General features: G+C 29.0%; 26 protein-coding genes. 12 read left to right on the top strand and 14 right to left on the bottom strand.

Annotated elements, in window-relative coordinates; translation table 11 throughout:
* A complete protein-coding gene (locus ABZA65_RS07420; protein WP_373072221.1) occupies positions 1–651 on the bottom strand; it encodes a hypothetical protein in 651 nt (216 codons plus the stop codon).
* A 1-nt stretch (position 652) separates the two neighbouring features.
* The gene (locus tag ABZA65_RS07415; RefSeq protein WP_373072219.1) at positions 653–3,097 is read right to left on the bottom strand and encodes an ATP-binding protein; all 2,445 of its coding nucleotides are present in this window, start codon (positions 3,095–3,097) and stop codon (positions 653–655) included.
* A gap of 570 nt (positions 3,098–3,667) precedes the next feature.
* On the opposite strand from ABZA65_RS07415, the gene ABZA65_RS07410 reads away from it, so the two are divergent.
* Positions 3,668–4,084: a hypothetical protein gene (locus ABZA65_RS07410; RefSeq protein ID WP_373072218.1), complete on the top strand. Its 417-nt coding sequence runs from the start codon at positions 3,668–3,670 to the stop codon at positions 4,082–4,084.
* A gap of 373 nt (positions 4,085–4,457) precedes the next feature.
* On the opposite strand, the gene ABZA65_RS07405 is transcribed toward ABZA65_RS07410, so the two are convergent.
* Both ABZA65_RS07405 and ABZA65_RS07400 read right to left on the bottom strand, forming a co-directional pair.
* On the bottom strand, positions 4,458–4,832 hold the full coding sequence (locus ABZA65_RS07405) for a hypothetical protein (RefSeq protein WP_373072216.1): 375 nt from the start codon (positions 4,830–4,832) through the stop codon (positions 4,458–4,460).
* 115 nt (positions 4,833–4,947) lie between these two features.
* A complete protein-coding gene (locus ABZA65_RS07400; RefSeq protein WP_373072214.1) occupies positions 4,948–5,199 on the bottom strand; it encodes a helix-turn-helix domain-containing protein in 252 nt (83 codons plus the stop codon).
* Positions 5,200–5,304: 105 nt separating this feature from the next.
* Here ABZA65_RS07400 and ABZA65_RS07395 point away from each other — a divergent pair, with 105 nt between their 5' ends.
* A complete protein-coding gene (locus tag ABZA65_RS07395) occupies positions 5,305–6,468 on the top strand; it encodes a hypothetical protein (RefSeq protein WP_373072212.1) in 1,164 nt (387 codons plus the stop codon).
* 409 nt (positions 6,469–6,877) lie between these two features.
* On the top strand, positions 6,878–7,180 hold the full coding sequence (locus tag ABZA65_RS07390; RefSeq protein WP_373072210.1) for a hypothetical protein: 303 nt from the start codon (positions 6,878–6,880) through the stop codon (positions 7,178–7,180).
* 276 nt (positions 7,181–7,456) lie between these two features.
* Here ABZA65_RS07390 and ABZA65_RS07385 read toward each other — a convergent pair whose 3' ends face one another.
* On the bottom strand, positions 7,457–7,801 hold the full coding sequence (locus tag ABZA65_RS07385; protein WP_373072208.1) for a hypothetical protein: 345 nt from the start codon (positions 7,799–7,801) through the stop codon (positions 7,457–7,459).
* Between the two features lie 139 nt (positions 7,802–7,940).
* Here ABZA65_RS07385 and ABZA65_RS07380 point away from each other — a divergent pair, with 139 nt between their 5' ends.
* Entirely contained in the window at positions 7,941–8,861 is a 921-nt protein-coding gene (locus ABZA65_RS07380) for a histone deacetylase (RefSeq protein ID WP_373072206.1), read from the top strand.
* A 6-nt stretch (positions 8,862–8,867) separates the two neighbouring features.
* Here the strand turns inward: ABZA65_RS07380 and ABZA65_RS07375 are convergent, their stop codons facing one another.
* From ABZA65_RS07375 to ABZA65_RS07350, 6 genes are read right to left on the bottom strand one after another with little or no spacing between them, the layout of a single operon-like run.
* On the bottom strand, positions 8,868–9,533 hold the full coding sequence (locus ABZA65_RS07375) for an ankyrin repeat domain-containing protein (RefSeq protein ID WP_373072204.1): 666 nt from the start codon (positions 9,531–9,533) through the stop codon (positions 8,868–8,870).
* Between the two features lie 9 nt (positions 9,534–9,542).
* Positions 9,543–10,469, bottom strand: a complete 927-nt coding sequence (locus ABZA65_RS07370) for a 5'-nucleotidase (RefSeq protein WP_373072203.1) — start codon at positions 10,467–10,469, stop codon at positions 9,543–9,545.
* Positions 10,470–10,488: 19 nt separating this feature from the next.
* Positions 10,489–10,938 carry a hypothetical protein gene (locus ABZA65_RS07365; protein ID WP_373072202.1) on the bottom strand — a complete coding sequence of 150 codons (450 nt, stop codon included), beginning with the start codon at positions 10,936–10,938 and terminating at the stop codon, positions 10,489–10,491.
* A gap of 55 nt (positions 10,939–10,993) precedes the next feature.
* Entirely contained in the window at positions 10,994–12,322 is a 1,329-nt protein-coding gene (locus tag ABZA65_RS07360; protein WP_373072200.1) for an McrC family protein, read from the bottom strand.
* A complete protein-coding gene (locus tag ABZA65_RS07355) occupies positions 12,312–14,672 on the bottom strand; it encodes a DUF4357 domain-containing protein (RefSeq protein WP_373072198.1) in 2,361 nt (786 codons plus the stop codon). The genes ABZA65_RS07360 and ABZA65_RS07355 overlap by 11 nt, the downstream gene beginning before the upstream one ends.
* Complete coding sequence (locus ABZA65_RS07350; protein WP_373072196.1) at positions 14,669–16,147, bottom strand: DUF2779 domain-containing protein; 1,479 nt, start codon at positions 16,145–16,147, stop codon at positions 14,669–14,671. Before ABZA65_RS07350 ends, ABZA65_RS07355 begins: the two co-directional genes overlap by 4 nt.
* A 209-nt stretch (positions 16,148–16,356) precedes the next feature.
* Here ABZA65_RS07350 and ABZA65_RS07345 point away from each other — a divergent pair, with 209 nt between their 5' ends.
* The gene (locus ABZA65_RS07345; RefSeq protein ID WP_373072194.1) at positions 16,357–17,277 is read left to right on the top strand and encodes a helix-turn-helix transcriptional regulator; all 921 of its coding nucleotides are present in this window, start codon (positions 16,357–16,359) and stop codon (positions 17,275–17,277) included.
* Here the strand turns inward: ABZA65_RS07345 and ABZA65_RS07340 are convergent.
* Positions 17,274–17,750, bottom strand: coding sequence for a TM2 domain-containing protein (locus ABZA65_RS07340; RefSeq protein WP_373072192.1), 477 nt, complete (start codon positions 17,748–17,750; stop codon positions 17,274–17,276). The two genes, ABZA65_RS07345 and ABZA65_RS07340, sit on opposite strands and share 4 nt — an antisense overlap.
* A gap of 262 nt (positions 17,751–18,012) precedes the next feature.
* On the opposite strand from ABZA65_RS07340, the gene ABZA65_RS07335 reads away from it, so the two are divergent.
* Positions 18,013–18,480, top strand: coding sequence for a hypothetical protein (locus tag ABZA65_RS07335; RefSeq protein WP_373072190.1), 468 nt, complete (start codon positions 18,013–18,015; stop codon positions 18,478–18,480).
* A 1-nt stretch (position 18,481) separates the two neighbouring features.
* Here the strand turns inward: ABZA65_RS07335 and ABZA65_RS07330 are convergent, their stop codons facing one another.
* On the bottom strand, positions 18,482–18,940 hold the full coding sequence (locus tag ABZA65_RS07330; protein ID WP_373072188.1) for a hypothetical protein: 459 nt from the start codon (positions 18,938–18,940) through the stop codon (positions 18,482–18,484).
* Entirely contained in the window at positions 18,937–19,245 is a 309-nt protein-coding gene (locus ABZA65_RS07325) for a leucine-rich repeat domain-containing protein (protein ID WP_373072186.1), read from the bottom strand. Before ABZA65_RS07325 ends, ABZA65_RS07330 begins: the two co-directional genes overlap by 4 nt.
* A 108-nt stretch (positions 19,246–19,353) precedes the next feature.
* On the opposite strand from ABZA65_RS07325, the gene ABZA65_RS07320 reads away from it, so the two are divergent.
* The 6 genes from ABZA65_RS07320 to ABZA65_RS07295 all read left to right on the top strand — a co-directional run bounded on the left by ABZA65_RS07320 (position 19,354) and on the right by ABZA65_RS07295 (position 22,491).
* Entirely contained in the window at positions 19,354–20,268 is a 915-nt protein-coding gene (locus tag ABZA65_RS07320) for a helix-turn-helix transcriptional regulator (RefSeq protein ID WP_373072184.1), read from the top strand.
* Positions 20,269–20,278: 10 nt separating this feature from the next.
* Positions 20,279–20,971, top strand: a complete 693-nt coding sequence (locus tag ABZA65_RS07315) for a hypothetical protein (protein WP_373072182.1) — start codon at positions 20,279–20,281, stop codon at positions 20,969–20,971.
* 62 nt (positions 20,972–21,033) lie between these two features.
* Positions 21,034–21,291, top strand: a complete 258-nt coding sequence (locus ABZA65_RS07310; protein WP_373072180.1) for a hypothetical protein — start codon at positions 21,034–21,036, stop codon at positions 21,289–21,291.
* A 2-nt stretch (positions 21,292–21,293) separates the two neighbouring features.
* Positions 21,294–21,671 (top strand): hypothetical protein, encoded by a 378-nt coding sequence (locus ABZA65_RS07305; protein ID WP_373072178.1) that lies wholly within the window; start codon positions 21,294–21,296, stop codon positions 21,669–21,671.
* Positions 21,672–21,753: 82 nt separating this feature from the next.
* Positions 21,754–22,092 carry a hypothetical protein gene (locus tag ABZA65_RS07300; protein WP_373072176.1) on the top strand — a complete coding sequence of 113 codons (339 nt, stop codon included), beginning with the start codon at positions 21,754–21,756 and terminating at the stop codon, positions 22,090–22,092.
* 3 nt (positions 22,093–22,095) lie between these two features.
* Positions 22,096–22,491 (top strand): DnaB-like helicase C-terminal domain-containing protein, encoded by a 396-nt coding sequence (locus tag ABZA65_RS07295; protein WP_373072174.1) that lies wholly within the window; start codon positions 22,096–22,098, stop codon positions 22,489–22,491.
* Positions 22,492–22,685 lie beyond the last annotated feature (194 nt).

Here is a 22,685-nt window from a genome sequence, read left to right as displayed (position 1 = left end):
CTATAACCCTTTTAATCTTTCAATAAGAGTATCCGTATTATTAATCATTTTATGCAACTCATCTAAATTATTTCTTTTTTTTAGGTCTTTCGGGATAGAAGAACTTTGATTTGTCATCTTCTCAATCATAGTATCTAATTCAACTAATCTGTCATCTTCAAAAGAATCTAATGTCTCTTTATTTAGCAATTCTTTATATTCAGACTCTAATGCAGAAATCTTATCTTTATGGTGTTTTATTTGATTTTCAATCTTATCTATAAAAACAGCTTGATGTTTATCAACATTACTTCTTGTTATACTTTTTATGCCTTTAGGATAAACAATATTCACATCATAGCCATCTCTAATAGCATCATCTTCCCATCCAGTTAAAATGAAACAAGGATAATCCAACCTAACTTTTAAAAAGGCTTGAACTAATTCTACCCCATCATACTGAATAGATGGTTTTTCTTCCCCTAATTGATGATCTGTAATAATTGCATCATAGTTCTCATTATTTATTTTTTCAATAAACTCTTCTAGATTCTCTTCCGGTTCTATTGCATCTACTTGAAATTTTCCTTCATCACTATTTAGTTCAACATAACTTTGAAAATCATGTCTATCGCCTTGAACTTCATCAATATACAATATTCTATAATCCATGCTAACTCCTATTTAAATATTTTTTAATAAATGAGATTCTTAATCCAAACCCACCATTTTTTGGATATACTAAACTATAACTACCATCATAATCTTTTACAATCGTTTTTATAATCCACATTCCTAAACCTGTACCAATTACCTCACCAGTATGTTTATTTCTTTTTGTAGTATATAAAGGTTCAAATATATCATATGGATTTTCTATGTCCTTTGATAAGCCTTTTCCAGTATCAGTATAGTCAATAATTATTTCTTTGTCATTTGAATTTAAACTAATTGTAATCTCTCTTGTTTTCTCTTTTGACATAGCTTCAATTGAATTAACTAATAAATTATTGTAAATACTATCTATATCTATTTCAAAAAATCTCATTTCATATAAGTCTTTTTTTAATATATTAAGTTTAAAAGTAATATGTCTATGTTGGAGTACTGATTCCCAAGAATTTTTAAAATTTTCAAAATAATTTATTAAGTTTATTTTTTTTCTTTTTCTTTTATCTCTTCTTGCTGATGCCAATGAAAACTTTAACCAGTTACTTAATTTATTATCTTGTTTTTGCATTTCTTCCATCAATATATAAGGATTCATATAATCTTGTACATCTTGAAATGTATCTTCAGAAACTTTCCTTGCAAATAACTGTTTTAATTTTTCCATTCTACTTTGTAACTTTTCATTTAAATTACCAAGTTCATGAGTAAATGAAGCTATAACAATACCACTACTCGCCATACCTCTAAGTGTTTTTTGCTCATCTTCTAACTTTTCAATTTTTGCATCTTTATCTTTATTAGACTGTGCCAATTGAATTTTTTCAGAATCTTCTTCTGTGCCTGACTTATTGTTTTTTCTTCGTCTCTCTTGTTCTTCTAATATTCTTTTTGCTAATTTGTCTGCTTCCTCTTGTTGTCTTCTATCAAAGTTGACATCATAGTCTAATTTATTCATCATATATGCAATTTGTGCACGGTCTTTTTCAAAAACTTTTATTATAGATATAATTATTTCTTTAAATATTTTGAAGCTTTCATTCTCTTGTAAACCCTCTCTACTTGATTTATCTTGAAAATTAATATTTCCTATTCTGGATATATTAATCGCACCTGATATATGTGATGGTCCAACTTTCCAGCCTCTTGACTTATGTGCTATTGGAGCAGGACTTTTACTTTTTATACCACCTAATCCTAACCAATCAAAAGCACTATCTTTAGATTCTCCATAAGGACGTACTCTAAAGTCATCTCTAAAAATTTTTATTCCACCAAATTTGTCAAGCCAAGCTTTACGTTCATTAGAATTGAATTTTTTATAAAAAAACTTTTCAATATCTTTTGTCAGATAATCTTTTTTCATAAAATATAATGTAAACTCAAAAGTTCCAATATTTCCTAAGTTATTCTTTGCATCAACTTCTTCATAACCTGGTAATAATTTAGAAAATGTAGTTTCTTTATCCCAATAACCTTTTTGAAATGACTTTAATGTAAATTTATCTTCCTTCATTTCTTGATAATCAAATAGTTTTGGATTTATTCTTTCTAAGTCATACTCTTCTCTGTATATTCGAATAGATACTTTTTGATTTTCATCTGCTTTTGCAACTAATTTATAATCATAATCATCGCAAATAGAACCTATCAGTTGTCCATATTCATTTGGATTTTCACTACTATAAAGATATAACTCAAAAGTATTTTGTTCTTTTGGGGGAACTAATACTTCTAAATCATTAAAAACCTGTTCTACATAAAAGTCTTCCCACTCATCTCTTAAACTACTAATTTTAAATATGGTCCCATATTCAAAACTATAGTTTTGTATTACATTCTTAATATTTTCATCATTAATTTCATTTAATAAATAATCTTTTAAATCTAATTCTTCTGCACCAATCAATGTCGCACTAACTTGATCAATAGTTTTTCCAGCACCTTCAAAGTCAGTCCAATCTACTTCCCATTGATAAGCCTTAAAGTTTGTATCTTGACCATTGTCATCCACATCTTTATGGACTTTAGGATTAAACTTTGTAATCATCTCACATTTATCACCAAGTTTATCTAATGCAAATCGTCCTATTCCTTTAGCTCCAGCTTTGACTCTTCCACTTTTTGTAAAAAAATCTGATTCTTTATTATTAGTTCCTATAGTCATCCAATGTTTTTTTATTATTTGCTCCGTCATACCTTCACCAGCATCAATAATAAACAACTCACTTTTATCAACTTTATTTTCTACGTCTACTTCTTTTCCATCTATAATTTCTTTTTCAATAACAGTTTCAATTATTCTTTTAAAATATATTATGGCAATAGGACTATCTGCATCATAACAGTTTTTTACTAGCTCAACAATAGCGCCTTTAGATGAGGCAATATTTTCTCTACCAATTAATCTCGCTGTTCTAGCTGATACTGTAAATGGGATTTTTCGCATGTTATATACCTATGTTTGTAAAATATTAGCTATTTTATCTAAAAACACCACAATTACATTTAAATAATTTGGAATGTCCCCTATAAATTTAACATTATTCAATTCAAAAACCTCTTACATATGGAGCAAATATAACTGTTATAAAACTTGTCACTCAAAGACTTGATTTTGTGAACAGTTGTGTTTTTCTCTCCAAAAAGTACACGATATGAATCGATACCATCTCATCTTGAATTTATAAGTATAATAGAAACCATTCATGTGATTACTAACCAGATGTCTGACATTTAATTTATGTCCATCTCTTTCAACTGTGTAGAACCTATTGTTATTCATTTTATTCTCCTTATAGATTTATTTTAAAATTAAATAATTGAACTGTATCATACAAATTAAATCTGCAGCTATTATTTTCTTGCTATAGAAAAAACATATTTTTTATATTAGAATATATAGTGCTTAAAAACGCTTTTACTTTATACTTCTTACATTAACTTTGCACTACTGCATTTTTTTAGCTATATTTTTTGATGATTTAATTAGAAATTTATTAATTAAAAAAAGAGAAATATGCCATTATTAAAAACAAAAACATACACAGGATTACCTAGAGCTGATGTTGAATATGAAGCTAAAATAATCAACGATGAAATCTTTATTTTTATGTATGATTTGAACAGGGGCAACCGAAGCCTTACAAACGATATGCAAGCTGTACTTTTTGATCTTAAAAGTATATTTAATGGTCTTCACAACGCTGTAATAATTTATCAAGACAGTGAAGGTTGTTTTGATCAGGTGATTTTTCGTAAAAATAATACATTTTCTTTCAGAATTCTACTTGCTCTTGATGAAGATGAGGCAATATATATTTGGCTTAAACAAAACATATCTTCCTTAAAACAATACTCTTTTTTTCAAATTGGACAACCTTCAAAATTCATCATAAAATTACTCTACAAACTAAAACTAAAGGAGCTAGTATGAAGGTTATAAAAGAAAGCAGTATCGTATTTTTTGTAACGATGTCTATGAGCAATATCTCTGATATGTTGAATATAATGAACCAACTGAGTCAATTGGTATAGCAGTTATGAAAATTCTGTTAAATAAAAAGAATAAGTCTAAGATCTAGCGTCTTTTAGCCAGACTTGCGCTAGAAATAATAGCTATTATAAAGGTGTATAAAGTTGGCATATAATCCGCTAAAGTGTTTATATCCTGTTTTGGATATAAATATACTACACTGATACAGAAAAATAGTGTCAATGGTGCTCTTGACCAATGAAACTTGTATTCATTTTTTAAACTTGTAATGTTTGAGAGCTTGTCCATTACTTCAATAAATTTACTTATCATTTTAAAGTCTTTTACTTTGTATAGGCTGTAGCAATGCTTCACGGTTTAGGTAATTGTAGTATGTAGTCATAATTAATGAAACAAGAGTAGCTATGTGAAATATATAAAATTTGTTACCGCTAAAGTATATATACAAAGATACAGCAAAACACAATGCAGTAATCAAAGTTGTACTAAGCAGTATCTTGTAAGCCATACATTTTCTGTCATACTCCCATTCAATCTCATCAACCTGATCATTAAAATATTCTCTGGATATATTGTTGATATTATTTGCTTTGAGCTTTTGTTTTAAAATATATACAGTAGTTCCTGTGATTATTATAAGACAGACGATAGATACAATAGTTATAAGTATTAAAGTGTCATTTTGCATAATGGACTCCTAAAATTTAATTCTTAGAAAAATACTAACCTAAAAATTAAATCTTGTCCAAATCGAAAAAAAATCAATAATCTAATATTAAAAAAAATGAAGATAAAAAGTATTCTCAAGTATCTTTGAAGAACTCACATACATCCACTTCAAGCACATCTGCTATCTTGTAAAGATGTTCAATATTAAAATGTTTACCATTTATGCAAAGCTCTGCCATAGATACCGTACCTACTGCTTTGTGACCAATCGCAAGAGCAAGAACCAATTGTGACACACCTTTGTCTTTTCTGATTCGTTTAACATTTTTGCCAATTGTTTTATAGATTTCATTCATATTTTCATCTGAAATCGAACACTCTTTCACTAAATAACCACCTATAGTTAATATAACCATAAGTATATTTTTGAAATAATTTTGACACAACTAACTATAGTTAGTTATAGTTAAATAATAACAAGAAGGTTGTACATGAAAAATTTAAAACTTACCATTTTAGGAAGTGTTTGTGCTGCACTACTCAGTCTAAGTTTAACTGGATGTATGGGAGAACCGCCAAAGCCATTTAAGGTAAAACTTACTGAGAAAGTAAACAATGTAACACGTGGTGAAAAAAACTTGCTCTTAGAAAAAACTATGAAAGACCTATATAGGATAAAACCTTTTGCTAATAAAGAGCCAAGAGCCAAGGTTTCGGTGAAATATTCTACAATAACAAGAAGATATGATTATGGCGGTAAAAAGCCTAGTGTTTATCAATACCAGTTTAAAGTTGATGATAAATATAATACTCTTGAGATGATTGATAAAAGCTACAACTATTCTAAACATCCATATACTATTGGAAATAGCTTTATTCGCTATATTAATGACTACCAAAATAATCTTCAAAAATATTATAACGGTGCTTTGATTGGTTTTTCAAAATATAAACATACTTACCTGGAGCATGATAAACAGTTTAAGAATTTGCAAAATGCAAAAAAAGTATTTATTGATAAAACAGATACTCTTGACAAAAACTTATTAATGCAACTAAGCTCAAACCATAATGCTGTTGACACCAGATCATTTACTCCTATGAAGTCATATCTAGAAAATAGCAGTCACCTAGAGTTTATATACAAAGGTTTCACTCTAGTAAACAAATCAAAATCCTATAACAGATATCAGTTTGGCTTTGAGGAAGCAGATAATATTCAGTATGAAAAAATACCCTCAGAGATTGTTTTTAATATTGATGAAGTAAAGTATAGTTTTATTCCAACTAAATACGTATCAAAAGATAAGAATATTAAAATAGAGGTGATAAACTCACCTACCCAAAACAAAGCTATCAAATCATTTAAAATATCTAACAATACTAAAGGTTTCATAGAGGTAGTTAATATTGCCGGATACTATGGGAAAGATGTTGTTGACAGCCTTTCTGCAGAGAAAATAAAGATAGCTCCTATGAGTACAAAAACAATATCAATTGCCTTTCCATCAAGCAACATGTTAAAAGTCACTTCAAAAAATCAAAAATCTAGTTACGGATTCTCAGTCAGCTACAAAGTGTTAAACACAAACCAAACAAAGAACCTTTATAAAGTTAATAACTACTCTATGCAAGAGTTAGACAAAGATATTTAATCTTCTTTACCTACAAATCTGGCACTTATTTTTGCCAGATTTCCCAATTGGTCAAAACTTCAAAATTCATATAAACTGCTCCTATCTCAATCAAAGGTAAAAGCATGAAAAAAATATTTCTAATACTAATGTTGTTTAGCAGTTTATATTCTCAAAACGAGATAACCGTTGAACAATACAAATTAAGTTTCACCTCTTTAGCTTGAAAGAAAAATACGTAACTGTAATCACGGCTACAGCGAAAAAAATAAGTTTTACGATATCGAAAGTTTCCATATAAGGATTATACTATATCATCATAAAGGAATGAGTATGGAGTTTGTTTTTAACTTTGAATTTACGTGGTTTGATTTTTTTATGATTGTTCTGGTGTTTTTCACATTTGGTCTTGCGAGCAGGAAAAAAGAATATGACAAAAAACGCAAGTCTGAAGATGACAAAGAAGAATAAAATATTAAAGAAAATTATCGCAGATGCAGATGAGTTTATAAGAGCTGATATTGCAAGATCAAAAACTATCCCTCTTGAGATATTAAACGAACTGGTACTTGATAATTCATACTTTGTAAGAATAGAAGTAGCTAATAATCAGAACTCTTCTACTCAGATTCTACTAAATCTTCTTCTTGATAAAAACCCTGGTGTAAGGGAGATTGCTTCCATGAATTTAATGAATAAAAAAAGATTGTCAAATTGTAAAAATAAAATGTGATAAATGAGTACCACAAGGTACAAAATGCACCTCATGGATATATCAAGATGAAGCTCTTTGGGGTGAAAACTTGTAATAATAGTTAAAAAGTCACCAATACTTTTAAATTACATGTTACTCAAAGAGACAAACAAATTATATCAATTGATATGTTTTTTGGCAAAATACAAAATTATACTTTTACTCCAAATCCTACAGATTATTGAACAAGAATTTAATTTATGTATTTACTTAGAGTAATATACTCTAAGTATTACAGAAACAACTATAGAAAATTTAGTCATTTTTCACTGGTGTACAAACTGCAAAGTCTGCACTATTTTGATTCCAAATAAGTTTTACAGGTTTATCAGATGCCGAGTCAACTCTTACAATTATATTTCTATTTGAATCTGTATCCTTAACAGTTAGTGTATCAATATAACCAATTCCTTTATCATTTTCAAACTTAGTGGTTTTAACGTTTAAAATGGGTAAACTATCATTTATCTTATTTTCTTTTATTGTAATGCTAAATGGAACTTTACCATTACAAATGTATGAACCTTCATATCTAGGCATATCATTACAGCCAACTAATAAGATTGTAGCTAGTACGCTTGAAGCTATTATTTTTTTCATTTTTTCTCCTTTAATAGTTAGAAGAATTTTATTTACATAACCTGACAACTTTATGTCTGCTTTATATCATTTAACTTGACAGACATAAAGCTGTCAGGTTATGTTTTATACTTATATTATTAGTTATAAAAGGAGATATATGCGACAAACAGCATTCATATATGACGAGATGTATTTAAATCACAATACAGGTGAAAATCATCCTGAAAATGTAAATAGACTTAAATCAATTCTTAATGCAATAAAGCCAATAAAAAATAACTTATTGATCATAAAGCCAGATAAAGCACCTGTTGAGACATTAGAACTTGTTCATTCTAAAAAGCACATATATATGATTGAAGAAAAATGCAAAAAAACTGAAGAGATAGATATTGATACACAAGTGTCAAAAGAATCTTTTGATGCTGCTTTAATGGCAGTTTGTGCAGGTATTAAAGCAATAGAATTAATAAGAGAAAATAAAATAAAAAATGCTTTTTGTGCAGTTAGACCACCTGGACATCACGCAAATAGAAATAAAAGTATGGGATTTTGTTTATTTAACAATATTGCTATAGCAGCACGTTACGCACAGTCAGTAGGATATAGCAAAGTAATAATTATTGACTTTGATGCACATCATGGCAATGGTACACAAGACATTTTTTATGAAGATGATACAGTATTCTATTTTAGTACACATGAATATCTTTCTTTCCCGGGTAGTGGAAAATCAAATACTTCCGGTAAAGGACTTGGAAAAGGTTACACACGAAATTTCCCACTCAAAAGTGATACTACGGATGAAGATCTAATAGGCATTTACAAAAATAACTTAACAGAAGAGGTAAAAAGATTTCAACCACATATTATTTTAGTATCCGCAGGTTATGATTTACATATTGACGATCCTCTGACATTCTTACAAATAAGCGATTATGGAATCAAAGAGATAGTTGAAATAATTATCAATATTTCAAATGTTCCAAAAGTTTTTATGCTTGAAGGTGGTTATAATTTAGATGTATTAGGAAAATGTGTGTACAACACACTAAAAATTATGTGCACAGAAAGATAGAAGGTGTTAATTAAAAATATATCCTTTAGTTTTAGCTATATCCATGGGATTATTTCCCATTCTTGTTTCTATATGTAGGTTGGCACCGTTTTTTATTAAAAGATTTGCAATAGCTATATTATCATATTCAATAGCCAAATATAAAGGTGTCCAACCAAGATTATCTTGTAGATCCAATATAGCCCCATTTGCTATTAATATTTTTACGATATTAACGTATCCAAAATTTACAGCAACAAATAAAGGTGTTTTATTGTCTTTATATCTCTCATTTATATTTATATTATTTTTTATCAATTTGTTTAATAAATCTATATTGTTTTGCTCGATTGCAAAATACAATATAGATTTGGAATCTGAACCTTGTATATTTATATCTGCACCATTTTTGATTAATATATCTACTATTTCATTACAGTATCTATCTTTACTAGCAATAAGTAATGGTGAGTACCCACCGTTATCTACACCATTTACACCAGCTCCAGTATCTAAAAGATAAATAGTTTTTTCAATATCCTCAAAGCAAACTGCATAATGTAATAAAGTCCAGCCATATTTTGTTTGAATATCAATCAAATTGTTATCTATATAGTGCTGAATTTTCTTTTGAAAACCTACATTATCATCAATAATTCCAAATGCTTCATCTATATCTAAATAAGGTTTCATTTTGCATCTTTATGACTGCTTATTTTCATGCGAAATAATATTTTTGTTAAGAACTTTAGCACTAGGTACAACTTTGGAGGAAAGAGTTAGATGAGTATCTTGATCATCAAAAAAAATATCAGCTCCAAAAGCTTCTAAAATTTCATACTTATCACTTCCACCTAAGAAGAAGGACTCATCGATCCTTACGCCCCAAACATTAAGTGTTTTTATCACTCTCTCATGAGTAGGTGCACTTCTGGCTGTTACTAATGCTGTTCTAATAGGGGATTTTTCAGTAGGAAACTTTTCTTGCATACTTGCTATAACTAAAAGTAGTTTAGCAAATGGTCCCATTTTAAGAGGGTTATCACGGTTTTGTTTTTCATGTTCTATAAAGGCTTCTAAACCATTTTCTTTAAATATTAATTCTGACTCTTCACTAAAAAGTACTGAATCACCATCAAAAGCTATACGAACTTGTTCACCTAGGCTGTTATGTACATTATCATTAGAGTGTAATATCTTAGCGGCTGCTACACCACTCTCTATAGCATTTAGTACATCGTTATCATCTGCACTTAAAAACAGATCTACTTTAAATGCTTTTAGATAATTAGAGATACTATTTCCACTTGTCCAACCTGAGCGCACTATATCTAAACCAAGTTCATTTATAGCATTGGTTATACGTAAACTTGTCGCAGCATTGTTTTTTGAGAGAATGATTACTTCTACTTGACGCTCTTTTGTATCAAAATATTGATTGATATTTAGTAAGTTTTTTACAAGCCTATATCCTGTCCCTTTTTTTAATGGTTTAGATTCGTTTTCAAGTTGATATTTATAATACTCATCAAGACCTTTTTCTTCAAAAACTTTATTTTCCTCTTCCAAGTTAAACAAAGCTCTCGAACTTACTGCTACCACCAACTTGTCATGTAATGTGTATCCCATATCTATTAATTCTCCTTAGCTAAAACTCAGAATCGACCATCTCTTCTCTATCTTTATGGAATTTTTGCGCTTCTTCGTACTCTATTACCCACAAAACGGCATTGTTTTTTACTGGATCTTGATATGGATCTCCATACTTTTCTGCCAATGCATTATACACATCACTTCCTATATTAGTGTCAATTACATAACTACCTAAATATGGATACATTAGATAATTTGCACTAGCTAAATCAAATACTTGTTCAATAACTGTATCAGGAAACTCTGTAGACATAAAATCCAAAAAATTCTTTTGTTCTTCTAAATCAGTATATTCTTTTTTCAAGTATTTATTTAATTCATTGGGATTAAGTTTTTTGTTAAAGGCGTGAACATCATTATAGATAGTGTTAAATACTATCCACATAGTAGTTTTTTTTCTAACATTCGTAACATATTCGTCAATAGTTTTTAATAACTGAGCCATATATTTCCTTTAGTATATGTAGATAAAATTGATTATATATAATTTTTAGACAGCTTTATGTCTGGTTAATGAAACTTAGAATATTATACTTTTTATTATTAGTTTTATCATTTTCAAAAAATCTAGGCTTATCTAGTGATATATCAAAAAATAAAACATTTAAATGAAGTTCTTTTGTTAGTTTTTCAGAGCTATTAAAATTGTCAGAAAAGTATTTGTAGGAATTTCCATTTTCAATACCATCGTAAGGGTATATGAGATACATATAGTTACAATTATCATACTTTGTACCATATGCATAGAGCTGGTACATATCAGCTTGAGAGATCCCTTGATGGGTTTTGTCTTCACTTAGTAGTTTCCACTTTGTATCTGCGATTATTCCCCCGTCATTGATAACAATATCTGGTTTGAGTTGAAACTTCTTCTCTTTCCCATCCAAATAGGCTAAATGATGAGTTTTATCTTGGGCAGTAATACTATTAAAATTTCCATATCTCCTTAAGTAATCATATACATAACTCTCAAAAAGTAGATTCATATCAAACAGTAAAGCAAATGCAACATCGTTTCCTTTGTAAGGAGAAAAGGAGTTCTCTATCAAAAATGTCTTACACCATAAAAGCACTTGTTCGTAGTCTTTCATTTGACGGTTAAGTTTCACTTTGCTAAAACCTATTTTTACATCTCTACAAATAGATATTTCATCAAACACGAATAAAAATTCCCGTATGCGTTGTTGATTACGATTTGATTTAGACTTTTTATAGAGATAGTCCAATGTAGTTTTGATAAGACGGTTTTCAACTCTGTCACTCAAAAACTCTTGGTAGTCTACAAAAAAACGCTCTTTATGCACAGTATTATATTTGATCTGTTGCCCTATAAGCAACTTACCTTTTAAGAACTTGAGGTTTTCCTCTTTTGAGATATAATCGCTTTTTATCCCTTTTTGAATCAGCTTTGACAACTCTTCCAAAAACATAGTGATAAATATTTCCAACAATGGCATCTTTGAAGATTTCATATTTGCCATATTGAAGTTTTTAAAAGGAGAGTTTTTAAGAGTTTTCAGCATACGGATTAATATCTCCTTAGCTTTGTCTTCTTTTGTTTTCTCTTCCGACTTTTTATCGTCTTTTAAACTTGAAATCTTCGGCAAAATCTCTATAGTCGTACCATCTTTAGTTTGGATGACACCTACATAGTTTTGAGCTTGAAGAACTTTGCCATATCCTTTTTTTGTTGTAATCTTCAGATATTGTGCAGTTGCTTCATTCTCTAAAACAAACTTTTCTATTGCTTCAAAAGCATCGGGTTTGATATAGTTGTGTTTATCTTCTTCTTTTTTATATTGAAGAAATCCGAATTCTTTAATTGTCATTGGCTTTAGAGAACTCTTTAATTTTGCTATAGGCTTTTACTGAAAAAGGCTTATTAATAATATAATTGTTTTGTTCATCTTCTATCTCTTCGTGATCAAAGCCAAACAGTATTTTTTCCTCTGTTTTTATATTTTTTATAAACTTGTCATCATCAGAAGCTTTTTGGTCTGGATGGTCGCCTAAAACTATCTGTATTTTTTCCCAATCATCGTAAAAATATTCTTGAAGTAATGGAATAATTTTATTTCTAAAAATATTATCTAGCTCTGCTTTCGCCTCATCTCCATCTTTCCCTTTTAAGCTCATAAAATAAGCATGTCCAATAGTATGATCTCGATCATATAAGTATTCTATGCGTTTGTTGATAGTTTCGAGAAGACTTTTAATATTGATATCTCCAATATTGCCTATATCATCAAGAGTTGTAGAATCAGGCATCATCTCAGTAAACTCAAATCTTCTTCTAAGTGCTGTATCCATAAGAGCAATACTTCTATCAGCCGTATTCATAGTCCCTATGATATAAAGATTTGAAGGTACACCAAAAGGGTCATTTGAATATGGAAGTTTTACATGTAAAGCTTCTTCTGCACCAATTCTTTTACTTGGTTCAATCAGAGTGATTAGTTCTCCAAAAATCTTAGAGATATTTCCACGGTTTATTTCGTCTATTATTAAAATGTAGTTTTTGATTTCTTTAGTATCTTTACGATCTAATAAATCATTTTCAATTACAACTTCTTTCCAATCTATCAAACCATTAGACATTCTACCAAGTATTACAGAAGATGCAGCGCTTAAACTTTGAAAAATATAATCATCATCTAAAATATAGAATTCACTTTCTTCTTTTAATTTTGCTTCTTCTAAAACTTTAGTTTTTAATTCATGATAGTTGTAATTTTTGAAAGAATCAGCTTCCCCTTTTCTAATTTTTGAACCTTTCAATACTTTAAATGTATTCTCATCTTCTTGAATCAGTTCTGCTTGAATATTTAAAGATTTAGCATTTAATATAAATTTCTTTTTCTGTTTTGTCTCATCAGTATTTTTTGTCAAATAATTTTTATATGCTTTATCTGATAATTGTTTAAAGATACCATCAACAATATCATAAATCATATCATTGCCGTTTTCATTACCTTCTTTCCCTGCAGGTATTGCTTTTATTCCTTCAACAAACTCTTCATATCCATAACTTTGATGAAACGTGACAAATTCAATTTGTGTTCCTACAAAATGCTCAAAGATCCCTTTTAAAAGTTGTCTTTTATATTGTTCATCTTCTTCTTTTAATGCATCTTGATAAGTTATTTTTAATTTTGAATCAAAATCAAAATCATAAAATTCAAGATTTTTTTGACCTTCTTTTTCAAAAATAATCTCTAGTGCTTTATTAATTGTATTATATGTTTTACCTGTACCTGGAGGTCCGTAGAGGATTTGGTTTAAGGGTTGTGTTGTATCTTTTGGCATACTTGAATTTCCTTTATTGTCTTTTGTATTTTTTCTACTTGTAGATATGTCTAAATCATCTAGAGTAATACCAAAACTTGGTTTTAAAATTTTTTCTTCAAACTCCAAATAATCTTTTTCTGGAACTTCTATAAACGTTGAATTATCAGATGGTGCCCACCATTTTCCTGCATAATTTATTTGTCTACTTTTTGCTTCATGAATTTTTTCATATTTTCTTCCAAAATAATCATGTCTTAATTCATCTGTATCAAATACTTCATTATCTATAAACTTTCCTATCAATTCAATTTCATTTGAATTTTTCAGTAAGAAGAAATAGTCTCCAGTGTTTGCCTCTTTAAAATGTTCTGCTTGTGTTTTTTTACTTTGTGCTTTAGCTTTTGTATTTTTTCCTATTGTAGCAATATTTTTTGCTAAAGCTTCATTATATTTATCCCCTAGATCACTATGAGCAAGCTTCCATATTTTAACTTTTTTTACAGCTTCTAATCTGCTTCTTATTAGGTTTTCTATTTTTGTTCCATCATATGTTTTTAAGAGTTCCTCTAATTCTTGCTTATTAATTGTATTTTTAATTTGATATTCTGTTTTTTTGTCACCAGCATTTTGTCCATCATGTTCAACTAAACTATTTAAAATATCTTTTTCTTCACCTTTTCCAAATCTTTGCGACCATAAATGATCAAACGATAAACCACCTCTTTCAAAACTACCATACTGAGATAATTCTTCAATAATATCATCTCTTGAAACTGGTTCATTATATTTTACTAAAATACTTAAAATCGGCAGTTCTAAACATGCAATATTAATATCTTTTTGATAGACTTTGTCTAACCAATTTTTCAAATTCTCAATTATTCCGCTCATTTACTAGTCTCCTTTAATTTATCCAATACTTTAACCATTGCTAAAGTATCTAACTTACAATACTCCAGTAATGCATTTCTATATTCACTCTTCTGCGTATCATCCATTTTTGAAAGTCTTGCAAATGTCTGCATAGCTTCACCACCATTATGAACCAAACTTAGTTCTTTATAGGCTTTTTCCATATCTGGAACTAATGCAGGAAGCACTTTTTTTATAGAGTAGCCTCCTCTCATAGATGGTGTGTAGTAATCTTTCTTTTGAAATGGTGTCATTAAGTCTTGTATATTGTCATGTATGCACATAAGATGATGTGCAAAATCATCAAACTGTTCAGCTAGTTTTCTAATCACACCTTTTTCAAATCCCATGTTATAAGCTAGTACTGTCACATCAGTAGGTATATCTTCTACTAACTTTTTTGCAAGTTCATATCTTGGATCAAATCCATCTTTAGCTAAATGTTCTTTATGTTCTAAGTTACCGTCTTCATGTTGGACATGAACTGAGTATTGAAACGGTATTTGCATAAAAGGACTTATACCTTTCCATTCAGGAATAGCCTGTTGAAATGTTTCAAAATCAAGATGATATATAGGATAAGTTAATCCACCTAGAAAGTCTTTTATAGCTTCATTATTTATTATGGTCTTATTATTAACTTCTGATTCTATTTGGACTTGTTGAGCTGTAGAAAAGCTAGATATGTCAGCTATGTCTGTAAAGTTTATAATCCCTTGATTATATAGTTCAAACTTTTTCTTTGCATTTAGTCTAGAAATATTAAAGATACTATATTTTGGTATATGAGACCAGCAATAAGCTATTGCATCACAATCGTAAGGATTAGAACAATGTACGCCTATCTCTTTTTCAGGCTCATTTTCTTTATCATCTAAAAATGTTTTAAAGGTTCTTAGATATGTTGGTATATCTTCTTGAAGTTCTAAAACTTCTTCTGTTATATCTGCTATTGTAAAAAGTTTATCTATTTCTAACTCTTCGTCTCTAACATACTTATTGTTTATATGTATAATTGATACTTTTTTTACTTTAAAACCAAGTCCTTTTAAAACATAGTATTGAATACTTGCATCATGTTTGTACACATCTTTTACATCTGTTGAGCTTTTAACCTCATATATCTCTACACTATCATCATCGTTAATGTGTAATATATCTACTGCTACAAAAATATCATCATAATTGAAAGATGCTTCATAAATATTGTTAACACCATCATCTATTAAAGTTTTTGTAGTGTTTATCATTCCATCATAATCGGATGGATTAAACTCAATCTCTATACCGTTTGGGAAAAGTTGACAAGCCAAAGCTCCAACTTCATTACCTCTCTCAAAAATAGCTTCTGCACTAGAGTCTGGAGGAGTTAATATCTCTTTATTATATTTTTTCAGCCATAGAGACTTAACACATTGTAAACCTCTTGTATATAGTGACTTAGATAATCTCATTAATACTTCCTTATTACTTAAATATGTTATCAAATATTATCTTTTGATAAGCTTTTTACGTTCTCTTGTTTTATATCTTGAACTTCAGTTGTTCATTAGCTTATATTTTAAATAGTATATTTGACAACATTATGTCTGCTTTTTTAGTATAATTCAGACATAAAGTTGTCAATAATAAAGGTAAGAATACGCTACATGGAGATTAAACTATGGCATATAAACACGATTACGATAAAACATTAACAAGGTTAAATACGATCATAGCTCGTCTTAATGATGGTGAAGAATTATCTGTAAAAGAATTAGCAAAAGAATTTAATGTAAGTGAGAGAACAATTCAAAGAGATTTTAACAACAGGCTTGTAAGCTTGTATCCAATATATCAAGATAAGAAAAAATGGAAGATGCAGGATGGATATAAAATAGAGAAATCAACAAATAATGAAGAGCTTATAGTTTTAGACATATTGGAGAAAATGACTGATGGGCTGGGTATTAATTTTTCATCTAAAGCAAAACATCTTCTTTCTAAAATAAAAAATAATGATCTAAATCCATTCTATGCTAAATTAAATATGGAAGATATATCTACTAAATTATCTGATATAGCTATGCTTGAAAGAAGTATTAAAGAGAAACAGCAAATAGTATTTGTTTATAACTTCGGAGAGTACACAAGAGAAATAAGAGTGAAACCTTTAAAAATTGCTAACTATGAAGGATATTGGTATCTGATAGCTTTAGATTCAAGAAATGATGTATTGAAAAAATATCATCTAAAAAGTATAAATAATATTCAAATATTGGATGAAAACTTCTTAGTTTCTAAAGAGTTGGAAGAGAACCTAAATAACTCAATTAATGTTTGGTTTAATGCTGATGTTAAACCATATGATGTTGAACTATTTTTAGATAAATACGCGGCTAAAAGTTTAAAAAGAAAACCCATATCTTTAACACAGAGAGTTATCAAAGAGTACAGTGACGGCTCTATGGAAATTAGTGTAAGTGTTACAGACGATATGGAGATTATTCCTATCATTGGATACTGGGTACCTCATATAAAAATTATATCGCCAGACTCTTTAAAAGAGTCATTTTTAAAAAGGCTTCATGAATATTTAGATTAAGAATATAAAACTTTGTCATTTACCCATGATATTCTTTGTACCGATTCATTCATGTATTTAGCTTCAATAATTTTTCTCGCATCATATTGATTAATTACACCATTGATATCTTCAGTCATATCTTGTGATTTACCACTTTTAAAAATTAATATAAATCTAATACTCATTCCTGTAGCAACTTTTGCCTTACTATTAGTGTAAGCTTTTTGTTTAGGAGCACTTTTTTTTACGGTTTTTGTAGGTTCTTTCTTTTTTTGAGACTTTTTATTTTTACTAGGTTCATTTTCTTTACCTTCTGATGATGCTATTACATCATTCATGTAAATTAGATCATAAAGTGCACCTATCATGAATAAACCAGCTGAAAACAACCATATAAACCCACTTATTTTTTTACCTAAATAAAATCTATGAAATCCAAGCATACCAAAACAGCCTATAAACCAAAAAAAGATGTAATTAATTTTTTTCAACAAAATACCTTTTGTAACTATAATTTTGTAATAAACAAAATTGTAACATTATTTATATTTATTAATTTTTATTATTAATAAATATGCAATAATACTTATATATGGAACAAGAATCACTGTTATAAAACTTGCTCCTCAATGACTTGAATTGTTGAACAGTTATTTTTTCTTCTCCAAAAGCAACAGTATTCAGCACATACTTATAAACAGACATTATGTTGTCTAATTCACATTCTAAACTTCATTAATTATTGGAGTTAGAATGAAACAACTAAATAAGCACGAAATACAAAAACTAAATACACTAAATCAACAATTTATAGATATAGAACAAACAATCTATGATGTAGCATATGAGAGGATACAGGCAACTGAACTTGAGTTATCCAAAAATGAAAATAATATCATAGACTACGAAACAGAAGTTGTTTATTACTTTTATGCATGTGCTGAAAATGACGAAGATATTTCAGATGAACCATTAGCTGAATTTGAAGCTCATTTAAACCTTGAAGTGATGAAAAATGATTGGTGTGGATTAAATGATAAAAAGTGCCATAACACTACATCTGTTTATCAAAAAGATGAAGATTTAAACACTCAAAAGCATTGTTGGCTTTTACATTCTTTGTATGACAATTATTCACTAGATTGGGATGATATTTTTAAAATAAAGCGTATATTTTTTGACGTTAAAGTACAGTATGAATACGCTGTAAATATCAAATAAACTACCTAGAGTATGTATTTACATACTTTAGCTTTTCTTTTTTTGACAAAGCAAAAAAAACTGTAGCTTTTACATAGTTTACATGCAAACTATCATCATAATATATGCCAAAGAGTATGTCAGGTTCATCACCTATATTTTCACTTTCAAATTTATTGTTGATAATTTCTAGTCCATCATACAGTTTCATTGTTTTGTATGCAGAATGGATCTGAAAATATATCAATATGCCATCAACATTCATATGAGACAAATCAACCTTTTCAAAGTCAGAAACAATTGTGTATATGGTTTTATATGCAGCGTCTTTGTCTATATATTCTTTTGCTTCCATAAGCACTAAATCTTTGTTCTGTGTTATAGTTGCGATATCTTCGTCATCCAATAAAATATCATTCTTGCCATCTCCTTTTATATTGTTTAGTTCAATATATACTTGTTCCTTGGATAATACTCTCATAGCCTGTTCCAAGCATAATTTACTTCTATATTTTTAGGTAAAAAGTTAATATCCATAATATGGTTCCAAGATATATCAAGCTTTTTTAAATATTTTAGTTTTGTTATATCTTTTGGAAGTTCTTTTAAATTGTTGTGAGATAAATTCAAGCTCTCTAATGATGTAAATTCAAGTATATACGATGGTACACAATGGAGTTTTTTGTTTGATAAATCCAAACTTTTAATATTCGGTATATTGGTAGCATCTATTTGATTATCTTCTGCCCACTTTTGAAGTTCTTTAGTGTACTCACACCTATGCATTATTGCTCCTATAAAATATGTATGTTCAAATTTTAAATAGTTTAATAGACAACATTGTGTCTATTAAAAATGGACATAAAGCTGTCTAAAAATTAGATATACTTGTTTATGGCAAAACATGAATATGACAAAATACTTACAAGACTAATCAATATACTTTCTATTTTAAACGATGGAGAACAACCGACTACAAAAGAGTTAGCAGAAAGATTCAATGTTGCAGATAGAACAATTCTTAGAGATATGGAAAGATTGAGCTCATTTCCAATATATAAAGACTCTAAAAGATGGAAGATGCAGGATGGCTTTAAGCTGGAGAAAAACAACTCTTTTGAAGAAGAGGTTGTACTTGGAATTTTGGAGGAGTTTTCAAGCTCCATCGGCGGTAAATTCTCCATTAAAGCACACCAACTGTTAGATAAACTAAAAAACGATGAACTAAACCCAATCTATACAAAACTTAACATCGAAGATATAGGCGATAAGTTTGATGAGATAAAGATACTTGAAGATGCCATAAAAAATAAAAACATCCTTGAATGCATCTATGATGATGAGTTCAATGAACCGTATAAAGAGATCCTAAAGCCACTTAAAATAGTAAACTATGAAGGGTTTTGGTATCTTGTAGCACTAGATGAAGATGACTATGTAAGAAAGTTATATCTAAAAAAAGTATCCAATATAAAAGTAAAAGATGAAGTATTTAAAACAAGCACTAAGATAGATGAGATGTTAAACGATTCAATCTCAATATGGTTTCAATCTGACCGCGAGCCTTTTGATATACACTTGTATGTAGGTTCAGATATAGCAAAATACTTTAGAAGAAAACCACTTCCGACACAAAAACTGCATAGTGTGAATCAAGACGGTTCTTTGGAGATAATAGTTACTATAACTTATGAGATGGAGATAATCCCGATCGTAAAGTATTGGATGCCACATTTAAGAGTTATAGAACCTAAATGGTTGGATGATAAAATAGCTGAAGATGTTAGAGAGTTTTTGAATGAAAAATAAAGGAATAAAGATGAGTAAGCATGTAGGTGAAGTAAAATTTTTGGATGATATAAAAGATAAAGATCTTTTTCAAGCAAAAGAATTTTTGACAGAGTTATCAACAGCACTCCCAAAAAAGTGTGAAAAATATTTTAATGCAACCAAGGAACAAGTTTATATATATTCTGAAATACAGTTACACACTATATTAGCCCCTATTATTGATGATATATCAGATGCTTATTTATTAGAGTGTCCTACAGATAGAATTAAACCAGGTGATTCAAAATCAAATAGTGGATGGATTGATTACTGGGTACTGTATAAAAAAAATGTATTTTTGATGGAACTAAAGTATAGTTATTCAAATATAGAAGACTATACTACTGATAAAAAAATATTAAAAGAGTGGTCTAAAGCAAATGAACAGCTGGAAGATATACCTAAAGTTGCAGACTTTTCTGTAAATGAAGAACCTGTAATTAAAATCGCTTTACAGTTTAATCTAACGTATGATGATTCTAAACTAAATGAAGTATATTCCTTAGATAACTGCATAAAAATAGGTAAAGGTATAAAGACTTATCTAAATAATGAAGGTGATGCACCTAATTTCATTTTTAACTGGTCTGTAGATGAAAGTATGATCAAACATACATATGAAGATGGAAGTGAGCAAAATTATCCATATATCCATTTGCTAGCACGAGTATATAAAGATTAAAACTAGACATAAAGCTGTCTAAACATTTTTCTATCATTTGATAAAAATATAAGGTTGATAACTTGATAATATCTGATAGAAAGTATGTTCAGTACAATACTGAACTCATCCCAGAAAGCTATGAAGTAAAAAAGCCTAGTGTTATTAAAAAAGCTTACAGTTTAGATATTAGAAGTGAAGCATTAGAGAAGTACTACGGACATTTGAAACAAAATCCATACAATGTACCTACGTTATCACATTGGGATGTAGATAATATGATACAAGTTCAAGGACGTAGGTTTAATATCAACCCATATTCAAAGTATTTAAAAGAATGAATATGCCAGATATAAGAGCGAAATGGGAAGGTCCTTTTAGTTTAGAAGATATTGGTATCTATAAAACAAATGGTGGCTATAGGTATGAACCAAAAAAAGATATTTTAAACGATGAAAAAGAAGACTGTGGAACTTATAGTGTATATGGTAAACATCCTGAATTTGAATATGAGTTTGTAGTGCATTTTGGGGAAACTGAAGGAGAAACATTTGCAAAAGCTTTTTCTAAAATAGACTGGAAAGAGTATGAGTTTTTTAAAGATTTAAAAATTTATGTTTGCAGACTTACAGTATATGAATATCCTAAAACTATGCAAGAGTGGAAAAACTTGTCTATAATCTATTTAAACAATAATATACGCCCAAAATCCAGTTTATAAAATATCAAAAATTTAAGATTCTAGACACAAAGCTGTCCATAACATGTTCTAAACTTCTTCCACATCAAAAATAGGAGAAAAGATGAAAAAGATAGTTTTACTTGTTGGGTTATACATTTCAAGTTTGTTTGCAAACACTACTGTAGGATATGTTGATCTTTACGGAGAGATCCAAGTCAACATGGTTGTAGCTAATAAGTGTCTAGAAGAAGTTGCTTACACAAGAAGCTTGAACGGGCAACAATGTGCTGCTTATAGTCAAGCAGTCAATACAGATGTATATAAAAGACTTCTAAACAGAAGCTTTAGTGATCTTAACTCACAAAATACACATTGGACAAAAGAGGACTGGGTCATTTTGAAAAATGATATGAAAAAGCTTATCTACGTTAGTGATCTGATCAAGCAGTTTAAAAACTAATCCATGAAAGAAAATATATTAAGTAACTTCAAGAATTCTCAGGAGTTAGCCTATGAATCTATGGAGTATATTAAAGAGTTGAAAGCAGGCAAATCTGTACTCGATGATACTGATCCAAATACTAAATATTTTTTACTACATACCTTATCCCCAGCTATCAAACGGGGAAAAGGTGTTATTTTATTCTCATATAAAATGCCGGCTAAAGAGTTAGGATTAAGACTTTTATCAATTCAAACATCAATTCCACTAGAGAAACTTTGCGTCGGTGATATGGACGATAAACAATGGGAAAGGTTAGGTTATGCATTTGATAAAATGAGTGCTGCAAAACTTTTTATATATGATCAAGATGTTGACAATGCATTACAATTTTCTTTGTTTTTTACTACTGAGTAATAAAAGTTCATCCTGCTCAATATAGTTTATCTCTATATCTTTATAAAGCTCATGCTGTATATTTTGGCTTAAATATGCTCGTTTGGCTATTCTTTCATATAAAATAATCAACAATGTGTATAACAAAAACAATAATCCTGCATCTATAATATTTTGATCTATGTTTAACATTTTCATATTCCGTTTTCATAAAT

This window comes from Sulfurimonas sp. (assembly GCF_041583195.1).
GTDB lineage: Bacteria > Campylobacterota > Campylobacteria > Campylobacterales > Sulfurimonadaceae > Sulfurimonas.
This window is presented reverse-complemented; position numbering and strand designations above follow the sequence as displayed.

Bases quoted from the DNA above. Each gene is read 5' to 3' on its own strand.
- ABZA65_RS07390 (WP_373072210.1), top strand. From the start codon at position 6,878: ATGACAAAAAACGCAAGTCTGAAGATGACAAAGAAGAATAAAATATTA.
- ABZA65_RS07335 (WP_373072190.1), top strand. From the start codon at position 18,013: ATGAAACAACTAAATAAGCACGAAATACAAAAACTAAATACACTAAAT.
- ABZA65_RS07420 (WP_373072221.1), bottom strand. From the start codon at position 651: ATGGATTATAGAATATTGTATATTGATGAAGTTCAAGGCGATAGACAT.
- ABZA65_RS07375 (WP_373072204.1), bottom strand. From the start codon at position 9,533: ATGAAACCTTATTTAGATATAGATGAAGCATTTGGAATTATTGATGAT.
- ABZA65_RS07300 (WP_373072176.1), top strand. From the start codon at position 21,754: ATGAAAAAGATAGTTTTACTTGTTGGGTTATACATTTCAAGTTTGTTT.
- ABZA65_RS07345 (WP_373072194.1), top strand. From the start codon at position 16,357: ATGGCATATAAACACGATTACGATAAAACATTAACAAGGTTAAATACG.
- ABZA65_RS07405 (WP_373072216.1), bottom strand. From the start codon at position 4,832: ATGCAAAATGACACTTTAATACTTATAACTATTGTATCTATCGTCTGT.
- ABZA65_RS07320 (WP_373072184.1), top strand. From the start codon at position 19,354: ATGGCAAAACATGAATATGACAAAATACTTACAAGACTAATCAATATA.
- ABZA65_RS07365 (WP_373072202.1), bottom strand. From the start codon at position 10,938: ATGGCTCAGTTATTAAAAACTATTGACGAATATGTTACGAATGTTAGA.
- ABZA65_RS07395 (WP_373072212.1), top strand. From the start codon at position 5,305: ATGAAAAATTTAAAACTTACCATTTTAGGAAGTGTTTGTGCTGCACTA.
- ABZA65_RS07360 (WP_373072200.1), bottom strand. From the start codon at position 12,322: ATGACAATTAAAGAATTCGGATTTCTTCAATATAAAAAAGAAGAAGAT.
- ABZA65_RS07325 (WP_373072186.1), bottom strand. From the start codon at position 19,245: ATGCATAGGTGTGAGTACACTAAAGAACTTCAAAAGTGGGCAGAAGAT.
- ABZA65_RS07415 (WP_373072219.1), bottom strand. From the start codon at position 3,097: ATGCGAAAAATCCCATTTACAGTATCAGCTAGAACAGCGAGATTAATT.
- ABZA65_RS07330 (WP_373072188.1), bottom strand. From the start codon at position 18,940: ATGAGAGTATTATCCAAGGAACAAGTATATATTGAACTAAACAATATA.
- ABZA65_RS07350 (WP_373072196.1), bottom strand. From the start codon at position 16,147: ATGAGATTATCTAAGTCACTATATACAAGAGGTTTACAATGTGTTAAG.
- ABZA65_RS07370 (WP_373072203.1), bottom strand. From the start codon at position 10,469: ATGGGATACACATTACATGACAAGTTGGTGGTAGCAGTAAGTTCGAGA.
- ABZA65_RS07385 (WP_373072208.1), bottom strand. From the start codon at position 7,801: ATGAAAAAAATAATAGCTTCAAGCGTACTAGCTACAATCTTATTAGTT.
- ABZA65_RS07380 (WP_373072206.1), top strand. From the start codon at position 7,941: ATGCGACAAACAGCATTCATATATGACGAGATGTATTTAAATCACAAT.
- ABZA65_RS07410 (WP_373072218.1), top strand. From the start codon at position 3,668: ATGCCATTATTAAAAACAAAAACATACACAGGATTACCTAGAGCTGAT.
- ABZA65_RS07315 (WP_373072182.1), top strand. From the start codon at position 20,279: ATGAGTAAGCATGTAGGTGAAGTAAAATTTTTGGATGATATAAAAGAT.
- ABZA65_RS07295 (WP_373072174.1), top strand. From the start codon at position 22,096: ATGAAAGAAAATATATTAAGTAACTTCAAGAATTCTCAGGAGTTAGCC.
- ABZA65_RS07305 (WP_373072178.1), top strand. From the start codon at position 21,294: ATGCCAGATATAAGAGCGAAATGGGAAGGTCCTTTTAGTTTAGAAGAT.
- ABZA65_RS07355 (WP_373072198.1), bottom strand. From the start codon at position 14,672: ATGAGCGGAATAATTGAGAATTTGAAAAATTGGTTAGACAAAGTCTAT.